General features: G+C 61.0%; 11 protein-coding genes. 10 read left to right on the top strand and 1 reads right to left on the bottom strand.

What is annotated here, in order from left to right; genetic code table 11:
* Positions 1-12: 12 nt before the first annotated feature.
* From E4T63_RS04945 to E4T63_RS04890, 10 genes are all read left to right on the top strand, one after another.
* The gene (locus tag E4T63_RS04945) at positions 13-1182 is read left to right on the top strand and encodes an alginate biosynthesis protein Alg44 (protein ID WP_098967301.1); all 1170 of its coding nucleotides are present in this window, start codon (positions 13-15) and stop codon (positions 1180-1182) included.
* Between the two features lie 15 nt (positions 1183-1197).
* A complete protein-coding gene (algK, locus tag E4T63_RS04935; protein WP_209318225.1) occupies positions 1198-2703 on the top strand; it encodes an alginate biosynthesis TPR repeat lipoprotein AlgK in 1506 nt (501 codons plus the stop codon).
* Entirely contained in the window at positions 2700-4181 is a 1482-nt protein-coding gene (locus tag E4T63_RS04930) for an alginate export family protein (RefSeq protein WP_047292669.1), read from the top strand. Before algK ends, E4T63_RS04930 begins: the two co-directional genes overlap by 4 nt.
* A gap of 26 nt (positions 4182-4207) precedes the next feature.
* Positions 4208-5779 (top strand): mannuronan 5-epimerase AlgG, encoded by a 1572-nt coding sequence (gene algG / locus E4T63_RS04925; protein WP_135295002.1) that lies wholly within the window; start codon positions 4208-4210, stop codon positions 5777-5779.
* A 10-nt stretch (positions 5780-5789) separates the two neighbouring features.
* The gene (locus tag E4T63_RS04920; RefSeq protein WP_135295001.1) at positions 5790-7250 is read left to right on the top strand and encodes an alginate O-acetyltransferase; all 1461 of its coding nucleotides are present in this window, start codon (positions 5790-5792) and stop codon (positions 7248-7250) included.
* A gap of 8 nt (positions 7251-7258) precedes the next feature.
* Positions 7259-8383 carry a mannuronate-specific alginate lyase gene (locus tag E4T63_RS04915; protein ID WP_115988166.1) on the top strand — a complete coding sequence of 375 codons (1125 nt, stop codon included), beginning with the start codon at positions 7259-7261 and terminating at the stop codon, positions 8381-8383.
* Between the two features lie 194 nt (positions 8384-8577).
* A complete protein-coding gene (locus tag E4T63_RS04905) occupies positions 8578-10143 on the top strand; it encodes an MBOAT family O-acyltransferase (RefSeq protein ID WP_007969546.1) in 1566 nt (521 codons plus the stop codon).
* A gap of 10 nt (positions 10144-10153) precedes the next feature.
* Positions 10154-11326 (top strand): alginate O-acetyltransferase, encoded by a 1173-nt coding sequence (locus E4T63_RS04900; protein ID WP_135295000.1) that lies wholly within the window; start codon positions 10154-10156, stop codon positions 11324-11326.
* 15 nt (positions 11327-11341) lie between these two features.
* Positions 11342-11998, top strand: a complete 657-nt coding sequence (locus E4T63_RS04895; RefSeq protein WP_127651075.1) for an alginate O-acetyltransferase AlgF — start codon at positions 11342-11344, stop codon at positions 11996-11998.
* Positions 11999-12212: 214 nt separating this feature from the next.
* Positions 12213-13664, top strand: a complete 1452-nt coding sequence (locus E4T63_RS04890) for a mannose-1-phosphate guanylyltransferase/mannose-6-phosphate isomerase (protein ID WP_003221833.1) — start codon at positions 12213-12215, stop codon at positions 13662-13664.
* Positions 13665-13738: 74 nt separating this feature from the next.
* Here E4T63_RS04890 and E4T63_RS04885 read toward each other — a convergent pair whose 3' ends face one another.
* Positions 13739-16591: an RHS repeat domain-containing protein gene (locus E4T63_RS04885; protein ID WP_135294999.1), complete on the bottom strand. Its 2853-nt coding sequence runs from the start codon at positions 16589-16591 to the stop codon at positions 13739-13741.
* Positions 16592-16660: the final 69 nt, after the last annotated feature.

Raw genomic sequence — 16660 nt, 5'->3', positions numbered from 1 at the left:
GAAATCGCCCCCATGAATACCGCCGTCAACGCCAACGTAGTGCATGAATCCGAAGCCCAGCGTCAGCACGCCCGAGTGAAAATCCCGGCCAAACTGCGTTTCTTCGGCCCCGACCGGACGCCGGTCGAAGCGCGGGTCCTCGACCTGTCCGCCGGTGGTCTGGCGTTCAACGCCGGGCAACTGCCGCTGACCCTCGGCGAGGTGTACAAGGCACGCCTGCAATTCGTCATCGACAACCTCGGTCTGGCCATGGACGTCGAACTTCAAGTGCGCTCCTACGATCGCCAGAGCGGCCGCGCCGGTTGCCAGTTCCAGAACCTGGAACCGCAGGATATTTCCACGCTGCGCCACCTGATCACTTCGCACCTGGCCGGCGACATCGTCAGCATGGGTGAAGTGCTGGCGACCCTGCAGCGCGACAACTTCACCAAGGCGCGCAAGGTCAAGGACGGCGGCAGCGGCATGACCCCGTTCGGGCGTCTGAAAGCCGTGACTTTCAGCGCCGGCATTTTCGCCATCGGTCTGGTCGCGTTCGGTTTCGTGTTCAAGTCGGTGTACGGCATGTACTTCGTCAGCCACGCGCAAGCAGGTCTGGTCAGCGTGCCGGGAATGAACATCACCATGCCGCGTGACGGCACCGTGCAGAGCCTGGTCAAGTCCGACGGCGTGGCCGCCAAAGGCGCCCCGCTGGCGACCTTCAGCACCAGCATGCTCGACGTGCTCAAGGGCCATCTGGACGAAGACCAGTTGCAACCGGCCAAGGTTGAAGAACTGTTCGGCAAGCAGATGACCGGCACCCTGACTTCGCCGTGCGATTGCACCGTGGCCCAGCAACTGGTGGCGGACGGTCAGTACGCGAGCAAGGGCGATGTGATCTTCACCCTGGTGCCGCGCAACACCCAGGCCACCGTCGATGCACGCTTCTCCTATCGCCAGTTCGGCGACGTGCGTCCGGGGACGCCAGTGAGCTTCCAGATCGCCGGCGAAGACCAGACCCGCACCGGCAAGATCGTCAGCAGCACCAGCCTGAAAAGCGCCGACCTGTCCTCCGACATCCGCGTGCAGATCCAGCCGGACGAACCGCTGGACAGCAGCTTCGCCGGCCGCCCGGTGGAAGTGAACAGCGACCGTGGCCCGAACCTGAACTGGCTGATCGACAAAGCCATGGCTGCCGGTCTTTAAGTCGAGGACATGCCTGTGACGATTCCTACTCTTTTGAACACGCCGCAGCCCTTGTGGGAGCGGGCTTGCTCGCGAATGCGGTTCAACATTCAAAATCAGTTTGGGCTGACACACCGCCTTCGCGAGCAAGCCCGCTCCCACATGGGTCCGCTGTGTGCAGTCGCACTGGCGGTAAGTCTGGCCGGTTGCGCCGGCCTGCCCGACCAACGCCTGGCCAACGAAGCGCTCAAGCGTGGCGACACCGCCACCGCCGCGCAGAACTACCGCGCACTGGCAGATCTGGGTTACAGCGAGGCGCAAGTGGGCCTGGCCGATATCCAGGTCGACAGCCGCGACCCCGAGCAGATCAAACAGGCCGAGGCGACTTACCGTGCCGCCGCCGACGTGTCGCCACGGGCCCAGGCCCGTCTCGGGCGCCTGCTGGTAGCCAAGCCGGGTTCCACCGAAGCCGAGCACCACGAAGCCGAAAGCCTGTTGAAAAAAGCCGCCGCCAATGGCGAAGGCAACACGTTGATCCCGCTGGCGATGCTGTACCTGCAATTCCCGCACAGCTTCCCGAACATCAACGCACAGCAGCAGATCGATCAGTGGCGCAAATCCGGCTACCCGGAAGCCGGCCTGGCGCAGGTGCTGCTGTATCGCACCCAGGGCACTTACGACCAGCATCTGGATGACGTGGAAAAAATCTGCAAGGCCGCGCTCAACACCACCGACATCTGCTACGTCGAACTGGCCACGGTCTATCAGAAACGCGCCCAGCCGGAGCAACAGGCCGAGCTGATCAAGCAGATGCAGGCCGGTTACAGCCGTGGCACGGTCAGCGCGCAGCGCGTCGATTCGGTGGCCCGCGTGCTGGCCGATTCGACCCTCGGCAAGACCGACGAGAAGACCGCGCAAGCGCTGCTCGAACCGATCGCCCCGGGCTACCCGGCATCGTGGGTGACTCTCGCGCAGCTGCTCTACGACTTCCCGGAACTGGGCGACGTCGATCAGATGATGAAGTACCTGGACAACGGCCGCGCCGCCGACCAGCCGCGCGCCGAACTGTTGCTGGGCAAGCTCTACTACGAAGGCAAACTGGTGCCGGCCGACGCCAAAGTCGCCGAAGAACACTTCCAGAAAGCCGTCGGCCGCGAAGTCGCCGCCGACTACTACCTCGGCCAGATCTATCGCCGTGGTTATCTGGGCAAGGTCTACCCGCAGAAGGCCCTCGACCACCTGCTGACCGCTGCGCGCAATGGCCAGAACAGCGCCGATTTCGCCATTGCCCAACTGTTTTCCCAAGGCAAGGGCACCAAGCCCGACCCGCTCAACGCCTATGTCTTCAGCCAATTGGCCAAGGCGCAGAACACCCCGCAAGCCGATGAACTGGCGACCACCCTGGCAGCACAATTGCCGCCCGAGCGTCTGGCCGAAGCCCAGCGCCTGCTGCAACAGGAACAGGCCAGCCGTGGCGCCCTGAACCAGAACACGCTGCAACTGCACGCCCTGCAAGAAGAAGACGGCGAGGAATCCCTATGAAGTTGAATCCCTTTGTGAAGGCCGGCATTGGCCTCACGTTCGCGCTGATCTGGTCTTGCCCGACACTGGCCGCGATCACTGAAACCAAGAACTTCGGCCTGGAAGTGAAAATCACCGGCCAGTCCGAAGACGACCGCGACCTCGGCACCGCCAGCGGCGGCGACGTCAACGGTGTGGGCCTGGACCTGCGTCCGTGGGTCTACGGCGAAAGCGGCGCGTGGAGTGCCTACGCCATGGGTCAGGCCGTGACCTCGACCGACATCATCGAGACCGACACCCTGCAGCAGTCCGACGGTGAACAAACCACCGACAACAGCGACCGCAAAACCAAGAAAAATTATCTGGCGATGCGCGAATTCTGGGTCGGCTACAGCGGCCTGACGCCGTACCCCGGCGAGATGCTCAAGTTCGGTCGCCAGCGCCTGCGCAATGACGACGGCCAATGGCGCGACACCAACATCGAAGCGCTGAACTGGACCTTCGATACCACCCTGTTGCGCGCCAACGTCGGTGTCGCCGAACGCTTCAGCGAATACCGCACTGACCTCAAAGAGCTCGCGCCGAAAGACAAGGATCGCCTGCACGCTTACGCCGATGCCGCCTACCAGTGGACACCGGGTAACTGGGTCGGCATTCGCGGTCATCACACCCACGACAACGGCAAGCTCGATTACGCCGAACCGGGCGTGCCCCGCGACACCCTCGACAAAACCCAGAACGGCGACATCAGTTGGCTCGGTCTGACCGCCGACAGCGACGCTTACAACTGGCGCAACACCAACACCGTCAACTACTGGGGCAGCATCACCGGCATGAGCGGCGACCTCGATTCGGTCAACCCGCTGAACGCCGATGGCAGCCGTCCGGCACAAGCCAAGCGCAGTGATGACATCAACGGCTGGGCCACCGACTTGGGCGTGCGCCTGCGCCTCGATCCGCAGTGGCAGGTCGGTGCGGCCTACGCTCGCGCCAGCGCCGATTACCAGCAGAACGGTCTGGAAAGCAACCGCTCCAACTACACCGGTACCCGCTCGCGCGTGCACCGTTTCGGCGAAGCGTTCCGTGGCGAAATGAACAACATGCAGACTGCCACCCTGTTCGGTTCGTGGATGCTCAACGACCAGTACGACGCCAGCCTGATCTACCACAAGTTCTGGCGCGTGGACGGCAACAAGCCGGTGGGCAGCAACGGCATCAACGCCGTGGAAAACAACACCGACGACGTCACTGGCGCGATCCTCTCCAGCACCTCGCTGCCGCTGCAGGATGGCAACAAGGACCTGGGCCAGGAAATGGATCTGGTGGTGACCAAGTACTTCAAGCAAGGCCTGTTGCCGGCGGCGTTGAGCCAGTCGATCGACGAACCGTCGGCGCTGGTGCGTTTCCGTGGCGGCGTGTTCAAGCCGGGTGATGCCTATGGCAGCCAGGTCGATTCGTACATGCACCGCGCGTTCATCGACGTGATCTGGCGCTTCTGATGCAAACCGCCAAGGGAGTGCCCGACATGCACCATGCAAGGAAAGGCTCGCTCAGCCTGTTGGCCGGCGCCATGCTGCTGGCCTCCGCTGGCGCGTTCGCCACGGTGGAACCGGCCAAGCCTGTGACCACCGCCAAAGAGCTGCAACAAGCCAAGACCTACACCGTCAGCAGCGCGCCGACCGAGGCGCTGGAACTGGCCAAGCCGAAACTGCCCGACCTCTCCGGCTTCACCGCCGAAGCCGCTGCCGCGAAGATCAATCGCAGCAAACCGGGCAAGATCAGCGTGCGCCGGATGATGCAGGAAGACGCCCTGAAGGACTTCATCGGCGGCGACAACAAGATGGCCGAATGGGTGGTGCGTCAGCACGGCATCCCGCAGGCGATCTTCGTCGACGACGGTTACCTGAACCTCAAGGATCTGGCGCAGAAGCTGCCCAAGCAGTACTTCAGCGAAACCGCGCCGGGCGTGTACCTGGCGAAGCTGCCGATTGTGGTCGGTCGCAAAGGCATCCTCGAAATCGATGGTCAGACCCAGGAGTTGCGCCTGTCCCAAGAGGCCGGTTCGTTCCTGGTCAACGACGGTCAGTTGTTTGTGCGTGACACCAAAGTCACTGGCTGGCGCGAGAAGGACAACGGCCCGGCAACCTTCCGTTCGCCGAAGGAATTCCGGCCGTTTCTGCTGGCCTGGGGCGGCACCGAGACCTACATCGTCAACAGCAAGATGGCCAGCTTCGGCTACGCCAACAGTAAGTCGTACGGGGTGAGTATTTCCCAGTACACGCCGAACATGGCCAAGGTACTCAAGCGTCCCGAGCCGACCGGCTGGATCGTCGGCTCCGAGTTCTCCGACATGTGGTACGGCTTCTACTGCTACGAGACCCGCGACTTCGTGGTCAAGGGCAACACTTACAAGGACAACATCGTCTACGGCATCGACCCGCACGACCGTTCCCACGGTCTGATCCTTGCCGAGAACACCGTCCACGGTACGAAGAAGAAGCACGGCATCATCATTTCCCGTGAAGTGAACGACAGCTTCATCTTCAACAACAAGAGCTACGACAACCACCTCTCGGGCCTGGTGATCGACCGTAACAGCGTCAACAACATCATTGCCTACAACGAGATCTACAAGAACCACACCGACGGCATCACCCTCTACGAGTCCGCCGACAACCTGCTGTGGGGCAACAAGGTCATCAGCAACAAGCGCCACGGCATCCGCATTCGTAACAGCGTGAACATCCGCCTCTACGAAAACGTCGCCATGGCCAACGGTCTGACCGGCGTCTACGGCCACATCAAGGACCTGACCGACACCGACCGTGACATCAAGCTCGACCCGTTCGATGCGCAAGTCTCGCTGATCGTGGTCGGCGGTGAACTGGCGGCCAACGGCAGCGGGCCGATGGCCATCGACTCGCCGTTGAGCGTCGAGCTATATCGCGTATCGATGCTGGCGCCGACCAAATCCAGCGGCATCAGCTTCAACGGCATCCTTGGCGAGCGCCAGGATGAAATTCTCGACCTGCTGGTGCGCCAGCAGAAAGCCGTACTGATCGACCCTGTCGAACGCCAGACCGAAATGCGGGACTGAGGATAATTTTATGCACCCACACTTGATCAAATTACTCAGCCTGTCGGCCCTGACCGTGGGCATTATGGCGGCCAGCAATGCTGCCCGCGCCGATGACGCGGCGGGCGCCACCCCGCCAAAATTCAGCGCCGAACCATGCTGCAACCTGTGCCCGGCCGCGCACGACGCGAAGAACTACACCACGCGTTATCAGCAAAACTTCACCACCCTAGTGCAGGCGCAGGGCGACTGGCTGTTCCGTACCCAGGAAGATTTGCGCACCGAGTTCAACACCACCCCGGCCGGCTACAAACGCCTGCAACAGCTGCACGATGCGTTCAAGGCCAAAGGCGTCGAACTGGTGATCGTCTATCAGCCGACCCGTGGCCTGGTGAACCGCAACAAGCTCAACCCGCAGGAAAAAGCCGCGTTCGATTACGAGAAAGCGCTGGGCAACTACAAGACCATGCTCGGCCGTTTCGCGCAGATGGGTTACGTGGTGCCGGACCTGTCGCCGCTGACCAACGAATCGCTGCCGGACACCCTGCCCGCCCACGATTTCTACTTCCGCGGCGACCAGCACTGGACGCCATACGGCGCTCAGCGCACAGCGAAAATCGTCGCCGAGAAGGTCAAGCAGATCCCGGCCTTCGCCGACATTCCCAAGCGTGAATTCGAAACCAAACGCACCGGACGCATGGGCAAGACCGGCACCCTGCACAACATGGCCGGGCAACTGTGCGGCACCAGTTACGCGATCCAGTACATGGACCAGTTCACCACCGAGCCGAAAGGCGAGGCCGGTGACGGCGACCTGTTCGGTGATTCCGGCAACCCGCAAATCACCCTCGTGGGCACCTCGCACAGCGGCAAGAACTACAACTTCGCCGGCTTCCTCGAAGAGGCCATTGGCGCCGACATTCTCAACGTCGCCTTCCCCGGCGGTGGTCTCGAAGGTTCGATGCTGCAGTACCTCGGTAGCGACGAATTCCAGAAGACTCCGCCGAAGATTCTGATCTGGGAATTCTCGCCGCTGTACCGCCTCGACCAGGAAACCATCTATCGCCAGATGATGTCTCTTCTCGACAACGGCTGCGAAGGCAAAGACGCGCAAATGTCCGCCAGCACCACGCTCAAGCCTGGCGGCAAACAGGAACTGCTGGTCAACAGCAAAAACCTGAACCTGCAGAACAGCAGCCATCAGGTCGACATCCGCTTCGCCGACACCTCGGTGAAAACCCTGCAAGCCACCCTCTGGTACATGAACGGTCGCCACGAGGACATCAAGATCGAGAAACCGGAAACCTCCGACACCGACGGTCGTTTCGCCTTTGAGCTGCGCACGGACGAAGACTGGGCCTCGCAAAATCTGCTGGCAGTCGAAGTCCAGGGCCCGGAAGCGGGCACCGCGCCGCAAAAAGTCGAAGCGAAAATCTGCAAACGCAACGTATTCCCGGGCGCTGGGCCACAAACCGCTCAGCTCGGGCAATGAGGTCTGCTATGCGAAATCGAACGATCAAACACTTGCTTGCGCCATCCCTGCTGACCCTGGCGATGTTCGCCGGGGCAACTCAGGCCGCCGCGCCACTGCGTCCGCCGCAGGGCTACTTTGCTCCTGTGGATAAATTCAAGAGCGGCGACAACAGCGAAGGCTGCGATGCGATGCCCGCGCCGTACACCGGGCCGCTGCAATTTCGCAGCAAGTACGAAGGCTCGGACAAGGCCCGCGCGACCCTGAACGTGCAGTCGGAAAAAGCCTTCCGCGACACCACCAAGGACATCACCACGCTGGAGCGCGGCACCGCCAAACGAGTGATGCAGTTCATGCGCGACGGTCGTCCGGAGCAGCTCGACTGCACGCTGAACTGGCTGACCGCGTGGGCCAAGGCCGATGCGTTGATGTCGAAAGACTTCAACCACACCGGCAAATCGATGCGCAAATGGGCGCTGGGCAGCATGGCCTCTTCGTACATTCGCCTGAAGTTCTCCGACTCGCATCCGCTGGCCACGCATCAGCAAGAAGCGCAGCAGATCGAGGCGTGGTTCAGCAAGATGGCCGATCAGGTGGTCAGCGACTGGGACAACCTGCCGCTGGAAAAAACCAACAACCACTCGTACTGGGCCGCGTGGTCGGTGATGGCGACCTCGATCGCCACCAACCGTCGCGACCTGTTTGATTGGGCGGTGAAGGAATACAAGGTCGGGGTCAATCAAATCGACGCCGACGGCTTCCTGCCCAACGAACTCAAGCGCCAGCAACGCGCCCTCGCCTATCACAACTACGCCCTGCCGCCACTGGCGATGATCGCCAGTTTCGCCCAGGTCAACGGTGTCGATCTGCGTCAGGAAAACAACAGCGCGCTCAAGCGTCTGGGTGACCGGGTGCTGGCCGGGGTGAAAGACCCGGACCAGTTCGAGAAAAAGAACGGCAAAGAGCAGGACATGACCGACTTGAAAGAGGACATGAAATTCGCCTGGCTCGAACCGTTCTGCACCCTCTACACCTGCCCGGCGGATGTGATCGAGAAGAAGCACGGCATGCAGCCGTTCAAGACCTTCCGCCTCGGCGGCGACCTGACCAAGGTCTACGACCCGTCCCACGAGAAGGGCAACAAAGGTTCGTAAGAAAGAATGCAATCCCCTGTGGGAGCGGGCTTGCTCGCGAATGCGGTCTGACATTCAAAACTGATGTCGACTGACACACCGCCTTCGCGAGCAAGCCCGCTCCCACAGTGAAGTGATGTCGCCCCCTGAATTTTCACGGGGGGTTTGGGGGGGCTTTGGCCCTTGACTGTTGGTTCAAACATGGAGAGATCGGGATGGTATTTTCATCCAACGTGTTCCTGTTTCTGTTCTTGCCGATCTTTCTCGGCTTGTACTACTTGAGCGGGCAACGCTATCGCAACCTGTTGCTGCTGATCGCCAGCTACGTGTTCTACGCGTGGTGGCGGGTGGACTTCCTGGCGCTGTTCGCCGGCGTCACCCTGTGGAACTACTGGATCGGCCTGAAAGTCGGTGCCGCCGGCGTGCGCACCAAACCGGCACAGCGCTGGCTGCTGCTCGGCGTCGCGGTCGACCTGTGCATCCTCGGCTACTTCAAATACGCCAACTTCGGCGTGGACAGCATCAACGCGATCATGACCTCGTTCGGTCTGGAACCGTTCATCCTGACCCACGTGCTGCTGCCGATCGGTATCTCGTTCTACATCTTCGAGTCGATCAGCTACATCATCGACGTGTATCGCGGCGACACCCCGGCCACCCGTAACCTGATCGACTTCGCGGCGTTCGTGGCGATCTTCCCGCACCTGATTGCCGGCCCGGTCCTGCGTTTTCGCGACCTCGCCGACCAGTTCAACAACCGCACCCACACCCTCGACAAGTTCTCCGAAGGTTGCACGCGGTTCATGCAGGGTTTCATCAAAAAAGTCTTCATCGCTGACACCCTCGCCGTGGTCGCCGACCACTGCTTCGCCCTGCAAAACCCGACCACCGGGGATGCCTGGCTTGGCGCGCTGGCGTACACCGCGCAGCTGTATTTCGACTTCTCCGGTTACAGCGACATGGCCATTGGTCTGGGCCTGATGATGGGTTTCCGCTTCATGGAAAACTTCAAGCAGCCGTACATCAGCCAGTCGATCACCGAGTTCTGGCGCCGCTGGCACATCAGCCTGTCGACCTGGCTGCGTGACTACCTGTACATCACCCTCGGCGGTAACCGCAAAGGCACGCTGATGACCTATCGCAACCTGTTCCTGACCATGCTCCTGGGTGGTCTGTGGCACGGCGCGAACATCACTTACATCGTCTGGGGCGCCTGGCACGGCATGTGGCTGGCGATCGAAAAAATGCTCGGCATCAACACCTCGCCGCGCAGCCTGAACCCGATCCGCTGGGCGCTGACCTTCCTGCTGGTGGTGATGGGCTGGGTGATCTTCCGTGCCGAAAACCTGCACGTCGCCGGGCGCATGTACGGCGCGATGTTCAGCTTCAGCGACTGGTCGCTGTCGGAACTCAACCGCGCCAGCCTCACCGGTCTGCAAGTGGCGACCCTGGTGGTGGCGTACGCAACCCTGGCGTTCTTCGGCCTGCGTGATCTGTACACCAACCAGCCTCCGGTGAAGAGCAAACCTGAAGTCAACGTCGAGGCCAACGGCCCTGCCACCGCGACCCCGGGCATGATCAAGGCAGCCCCCGGCGAAAACCCGGCGAGCATCCATGAGCCTGGCTACACCGTCGGCGTCGAAGCCCAGGTGCAACCGGCTTACTGGACGGCGGACTGGTCACGCTACGTGATGCGCGGGCTGATCCTGCTGCTGTTCATCGCCTCGATTCTCAAACTCTCGGCGCAAAGCTTCTCGCCGTTCCTTTACTTCCAGTTCTGAGGGATCTGACATGACCCGCTCATTACGCATCTTCTACATCGCGCTGTTTCTGCTGACCCTGCTGGTGCTCGGTCTGTGGTCGGTGCGCAGCTTCTTCGGCTTCAGCACCAACGCCGATGCGACCGTGCTTAACGGTCGCTGGACCAAAGCCGTGGAAACCCACTACGACGATCAGTTTCCGATCAAGCGTCTGGGCACCAACCTCTGGGCGGCGCTGGATTTCAAACTGTTCAACGAAGGTCGTCCAGGCGTAGTGCTCGGTCGCGATCAGTGGCTGTACAGCGACGAGGAATTCAACCCGATCGTCAACGAAGAGCTGAACCTGCAAGGCAACTACGCGCTGGTCGAAGGCGTGCGCCAGACCCTCAAAGCCAAAGGCGTGAAACTGGTGATGGCCATCGTGCCGGCCAAGGTGCGCCTGTACCCGGAACACCTGGGTGAAGTGAAACCGGCGAGCATCCACGCCAACCTCTATCAGGACTTCCACGCCCGTGTCGCGGCAGACAAGATCCTCGCCCCGGACCTGCTCGGCCCGCTGCAACAGGCCAAGCAGAACGGTCAGCAAGTGTTCTTGCGCACCGACACCCACTGGACCCCGGAAGGCGCTGAAATCGCCGCCAACACCCTGGCCAAGACTATCGCCGACAAGTTCCCGCTCAGCGGCGAGCCACAGCGCTTTGTAACCACGCCAGCGGAGAAGGTCACGCACAAGGGCGACCTGCGTCTGTTCCTGCCGCTGGATCCGCTGTTCGAAAACCTGATGCCGGCGCAAGAGCCGCTGCAAAAGCGCAACACCGTGGCGGCCGAGCAGCCTGCCGGTGACGACGCGCTGTTCGCCAGCAGCGAAGTACCGGTCGCACTGATCGGTACCAGCTACAGCGCCAACCCCAACTGGAACTTCGTCGGTGCGCTGAAACAAGCGCTGCACAGCGACGTGGTCAATTACGCCGAGGACGGCCACGGCCCGATCCTGCCGATGCTCAGCTACCTGAAAAGCGATGACTTCAAGAACAGCCCGCCACAGGTGCTGATCTGGGAGTTTCCTGAACGATATCTGCCTGTGAACAACGAAATCGGCGACGCCGACCCACAGTGGGTCGCAGAGCTCAAACAAGCCGGTGCTCGCCAACAAAACGTAGCCATCAACACTAAATCCGAGACGCCCGATCGGGCGCAAAACTGAAAGAGAGGTAACACCATGACTTTCACAACTACTCCTCGTCGTCTCGCAAAACGCTTCGCACTGGTTGCAGGCCTCAGCGTGCTTTCCGTCCAGGCCTTCGCCGGTGGTGACGCCGCGCTGTACGGCCCGACCGCGCCGAAAGGCTCGACCTTCGTGCGCGTCTACAACGCCAGCAACGCCGAAGTCAGCGCCACCGTCGGCAGCACCAACCTGAGCGACGTTGCACCACTGGCCAGCAGCGACTTCAGCTTCATGCCGGGCGGTGACTACAGCGCCAAAATCGGCAGCCAGACCCTGCCGGTCAAACTCGCCGGTGACCACTACTACACCCTGGTCAACAACGCGTCCGGCGCGCCGCAACTGATCGAAGAACCACCGTTCAAGAACAAGCAGAAATCCCTGGTGCGCGTGCAGAACCTCAGCGACAAGCCGCTGACCCTGAAGACCGCCGACGGCAAGACCGACGTGGTGCCGAACGTGGCGGCCAAGGGCCGTGGCGAACGTGAAATCAACCCGGTGAAAGTCAGCCTGGCGCTGTACGAAGGCGACAAGAAAGTCGGCGACGTGAAACCGGTCGCTCTGGAGCGTGGTGAGGCAGCGGTGCTGTACGTCACCGGTTCCGGCAGCAGCCTGTCGCCAGTCTGGGTGAAACGCCCGGTGTCGACTCGCTAATCAATTTCCAGACTGACCCCGTCCCCACTGTGGGAGGGGGCTTGCTCCCGAAAGCGGTCTGACATTCAACCGATATGTCGACTGATAAACCGCCTTCGGGAGCAAGCCCCCTCCCACCCTTGATCGGGTTGTCAGTTCGGATACGAGACAAAAACAAGAGTGAAACGACACAACGTTCGTGCCTCTAACCAATCGATTTTATGGAGTAAACAATATGATTCCGGTGATCTTGTCAGGTGGTAGCGGTTCACGTCTTTGGCCGCTTTCGCGTAAGCAATTCCCTAAACAATTCCTCGCCCTGACCGGTGAACACACGCTGTTCCAGCAAACCCTGGAACGTCTGGTGTTCGAAGGCATGGACACGCCGATCGTGGTCTGCAACAAGGATCACCGCTTCATCGTCAACGAACAGTTGGCCAACCGTAACCTCGAATGCCAGCGCATCCTGATGGAACCGTTCGGCCGCAACACCGCGCCGGCGGTGGCGCTGACCGCGATGATGCTGGTCAACGAAGGGCGTGACGAACTGATGCTGGTGCTGCCGGCCGACCACGTACTGGAAGACCAGAAAGCCCTGCAACGCGCCCTCGCCCTGGCCACCGTTGCCGCCGAAAACGGCGAGATGGTGCTGTTCGGCGTGCCGGCAACCAAGCCGGAAACCGGTTACGGCTACATCAAGTCCACCGGCGATTCGCTGCTGCCGGAAGGCGTCAGCCGCGTCTCGCACTTCGTCGAGAAACCCGACGTCAAACGTGCCACCGAGTACGTTGAATCCGGCGGCTACTACTGGAACAGCGGCATGTTCCTGTTCCGCGCCAGCCGCTTCCTCGAAGAGCTGAAAAAGCACGATCCGGACATCTACGACACCTGCCTGCTGACCCTCGAGCGCAGCCAGCAGGACGCCGACACTGTCACACTGGATGAAGCCACTTTCGCCTGCTGCCCGGACAACTCCATCGACTACTCCGTCATGGAAAAAACCCAGCGTGCCTGTGTGGTGCCGCTGTCCGCCGGCTGGAGCGATGTCGGTTGCTGGTCGTCGCTGTGGGAAGTCAACGAGAAAGACGCCAACGGCAACGTCAGCAAAGGCGATGTGGTGATCCAGGACAGCAAGAACTGCATGATCCACGGCAACGGCAAACTGGTGTCGGTGATCGGGCTGGAAAACATCGTCGTGGTCGAAACCAAGGACGCGATGATGATCGCCCACAAAGACAAGGTTCAGGGCGTCAAGCAGATGGTCAACACCCTCAACGAGCAGGGTCGCAGCGAAACCCAGAACCACTGCGAGGTCTACCGTCCGTGGGGCTCGTATGACTCGGTGGACATGGGTGGCCGCTTCCAGGTCAAGCACATCTCGGTCAAACCGGGCGCGTGCCTGTCGCTGCAGATGCACCACCACCGCGCCGAGCACTGGATCGTGGTCAGCGGCACTGCTGAAGTGACCTGCGATGACAACGTGTTCCTGCTCTGCGAAAACCAGTCGACCTACATCCCGATCGCCTCGGTGCACCGCCTGCGCAACCCGGGCAAGATCCCGCTGGAAATCATCGAAGTGCAATCGGGCAGCTATCTCGGTGAAGACGATATCGAGCGCTTCGAAGATATCTACGGCCGCTCCACCCCGATCGAACGCGGCGTGTCGGTGAAAACCATCGCGCAGTGATCACCCGGCAATGAGAAGCCCCCGTCCAGCCCGCTGCGTCCCCTATCCGCAGTGGGTTGGGCGGGGGCTTTTTTTCAACTCAACGAATGTTGTCGAGTCAGTCTTGGCCGGAAATGTCCCCCCAGCGATTGCCGCCTTCCCGCGTAGGGAGCCGGTGCGAGCAGTCCGATAAAGTCCTGGGTCCGCTGCAGGCTCTGCAGCGTACTGGACGTTTGCATCGACAAGTCGGAGACCGCTTCGAAAAGCTCCGGATCCGCGCTGCCGGTGGTTGCCAGCTCGGTAAGGATGGCCTGCGTCCTGAACTCGACCATGTCGATGCCTGCCGAAAGATGTTCGTAAGTGTTGCTTAACGCCTCAGCATTCAGTCCCTGCGCTGCATGGATGAATTCCCGCCCCGTCTGGAACAGCCCCCGAGTTTCTGGTCCCAGTTTTTCAGAGACTGCCTCGATCACTTTGCCCTCGACCTTGGCGCGCGCCATTTGGGTCAATCGTGATCGACCGTCGGCTGTGCGCGGATCATGCGCTGCCAATTGCAGTTTCACTGTGGCAAGACTCAGCTTCTTTTTCGGCTCGACGCTTTCAACCAGAGCCTTGGGATTCAATTCGCTGCCCTTGAAATGGATAGGTCGGTTCAACTGATAGGTGTCCACCACCTTGTCGATGGCTGCACCCGCCAACTTATCGGCGACCTTCGTGCCAATCTTGCCCCCAAGCGAACCGGCTACCGGTCCGAACACGGTGCCCATTGCAGTGCCAATCGTGCCCCCTGCGGCTTGAGCGCCTGCGCTGAACATGCTGCTGGCCAGTTGCGTCCCGACGCGCCTGACCAGGGCCTGAAACCGGTGTCGCGCCTGAGTGTGGTTGAGCAATGAGTTTCTGACGTCCGCTGCCGCCGAGGTCATCGTGCTCATTAATGCCTGCTGCTTTTGCACACTGTCAGCCAACTCAGATGTGGCGGCCTTCCCGCCCCCATCGGTGTCGACATGGTTCATGGGCGAGTTACCCACCATCTGATACAGGTTCGGCCCGTCGATAAAGCCTTTCGGGTCAGGATTCAACCAGCGCTGCAACCACGGCATGTAATAGCGATAGCCATAATAATAGAGACCTGTTGCATCGCGCTCCTTGCCCGAATAACGCAGGGTTTTGTAACTGGCCTCGGTGTCCTTGCTCCACGCCGTTTCACCGAACGGGAAGAAAGTTTCTTGACTGATGAGCCGGGCATCCTCGCCCAGTTCCAGGCAGGTCGATCCGAGATGATCCGTCAGCGTGTACCGATAATGGTCATTGGAACCGGTGGGCGGAGCACTTTCCCAGTGCAGCACGTGTACACGGCTGATGTGGCCCTCGACGCAGATCACTTGCAGTTGTTCACCGGTGGCCGTGTCGGTACGTAGCTCCAGCCCAGGCAAATAGCGCACCTGGGCCGTGACGCCGCGGGTATTCGTCTGGAGTGAGCGAATCTTGCGCACACGTTGGCCGGCACCGTCGTAGCAATAGTGTTCACGGTCATTGGGGCCGCTGGCACGTTCGACCGGCGTCACCGATTGCAGCTGATTACGCAGATTCCACGTCAATGAACTCCCCGCGTACAGCGCTCGCAAATTGCCACGGGGATCGAACGCCGCGGCAATCTCCTCTTCCGTCGGTGGCACGCCATTACGGTAAGGCAAACAGCGATTACTTGATCGCGCAGCTTTGAGCTCGCGGCCATTGCGCGCGCCAACATGCGTCAGCAGCAGCAGATTGCCGGATTCATCGTAGTGGAAGGTCTGTCGATAATTGCTCACTGCTGCCGGATCGTCACGTCCGATGGACGCCGGACCTTGAGTAGCAGCACCTGCTTCCCAACCGGTGGCCACATGCAACTGGTAAAAGCTGTCATAGTCGAAACGACTGGCAGGATCGATACGCTGGTTGGCGAAATACCGGATCGGCAGTGACTTGTCCTCGATGCTCAGCAAGTTGCCCATCGGGTCGTAGTTGTAGATCAGATGTTGCAATATCTCGCCCCCGGCTTTCCTCGCATGGCGGGTTAGCAGAAGACCATCCTCGGGCTGATAGGTCAGCGTCGTCAGCACACCATTGCCCGCCAGTTCCTGAGTGACTTGCCCATCAGCGTTGTAACGAATGTCGCTCACCAGCGTTTGCGCTTTGGTCTGGTGCCGCAATTGCAGATGGCAGGCGCGCAACTGACCGTCCAGCGTCAACTCGCGGTCCTGTCGATTATCACGTGCATCGACTTGTTCGAGTACCTGCCCCAGCGGCCCGAAGCGCCAGCGGGTCGTTGCACCGTCACCGGGCTCCAGCAAGCGCTGGCGGTCATCAACGTTTTGCGGCCAATCGGGGACGCTGGGGTCGAGAGTGAAGTGCCGTGTGCTTTCAATGCATTGCCCACTGATTGCAAAGCTTTGCGAGCACACACTACCCGCCGGATCATCGTGCCGAATCAACTGGCCCAGCTGATTCCGGGAGGGATCACCCGCGCCGGGCTGACCGTAAGTGAGACGTTCGACGCACCGCCTAGGCTCGGATGCGCCTTCTTCGAACACGGCAATCGGACGCAGCAACGGGTCGTGTTGCACCTCGCGCCAGGTTTCTCGACTGTCCCAGTCGTACAGCGTCTCGGCACCCAGCCCGTACAACGCCAGCTGCGTGCCGGCATCGACGCTGTCGGAGCGCAGCGTTTGCCCGATCAACGAATAAAGGGTGCGCAGATTCGCTGGCGTCAGCGGCTCGGTCGTTTGCAGTGCCCACAGGCGCGGATCCCACTGTTCCACAACCCTTCCGGCAGCGTCGCGCGCCGTGCGATTGACGCGGGTTTGAGCTGGGCAAAGGTCGTCGGCACGCCAATAACCAACCGTCCGAACCTGCAGTCCGCGCGGGTCGCTTACTGAAAGCGTCGGTGTTTTGCCATGCTTGTTCATCAGCTTGCTCCCGGCACTAGCGTTATCCATGCTTCAGGGCATCAGAGCATCCGCGCTTTACGATTTTCA

The sequence above is a fragment of the Pseudomonas fluorescens genome (assembly GCF_004683905.1).
Taxonomy (GTDB): Bacteria; Pseudomonadota; Gammaproteobacteria; order Pseudomonadales; family Pseudomonadaceae; genus Aquipseudomonas; species Aquipseudomonas putida_A.
This window is presented reverse-complemented; position numbering and strand designations above follow the sequence as displayed.

What these genes read in the sequence shown, in the direction of transcription:
- E4T63_RS04890 (WP_003221833.1), top strand. Translation starts at nt 12,213, where the DNA reads ATGATTCCGGTGATCTTGTCAGGTGGTAGCGGTTCACGTCTTTGGCCG.
- algG (WP_135295002.1), top strand. Translation starts at nt 4,208, where the DNA reads ATGCACCATGCAAGGAAAGGCTCGCTCAGCCTGTTGGCCGGCGCCATG.
- E4T63_RS04915 (WP_115988166.1), top strand. Translation starts at nt 7,259, where the DNA reads ATGCGAAATCGAACGATCAAACACTTGCTTGCGCCATCCCTGCTGACC.
- E4T63_RS04885 (WP_135294999.1), bottom strand. Translation starts at nt 16,591, where the DNA reads ATGAACAAGCATGGCAAAACACCGACGCTTTCAGTAAGCGACCCGCGC.
- E4T63_RS04895 (WP_127651075.1), top strand. Translation starts at nt 11,342, where the DNA reads ATGACTTTCACAACTACTCCTCGTCGTCTCGCAAAACGCTTCGCACTG.
- E4T63_RS04905 (WP_007969546.1), top strand. Translation starts at nt 8,578, where the DNA reads ATGGTATTTTCATCCAACGTGTTCCTGTTTCTGTTCTTGCCGATCTTT.
- E4T63_RS04945 (WP_098967301.1), top strand. Translation starts at nt 13, where the DNA reads ATGAATACCGCCGTCAACGCCAACGTAGTGCATGAATCCGAAGCCCAG.
- E4T63_RS04900 (WP_135295000.1), top strand. Translation starts at nt 10,154, where the DNA reads ATGACCCGCTCATTACGCATCTTCTACATCGCGCTGTTTCTGCTGACC.
- E4T63_RS04930 (WP_047292669.1), top strand. Translation starts at nt 2,700, where the DNA reads ATGAAGTTGAATCCCTTTGTGAAGGCCGGCATTGGCCTCACGTTCGCG.
- E4T63_RS04920 (WP_135295001.1), top strand. Translation starts at nt 5,790, where the DNA reads ATGCACCCACACTTGATCAAATTACTCAGCCTGTCGGCCCTGACCGTG.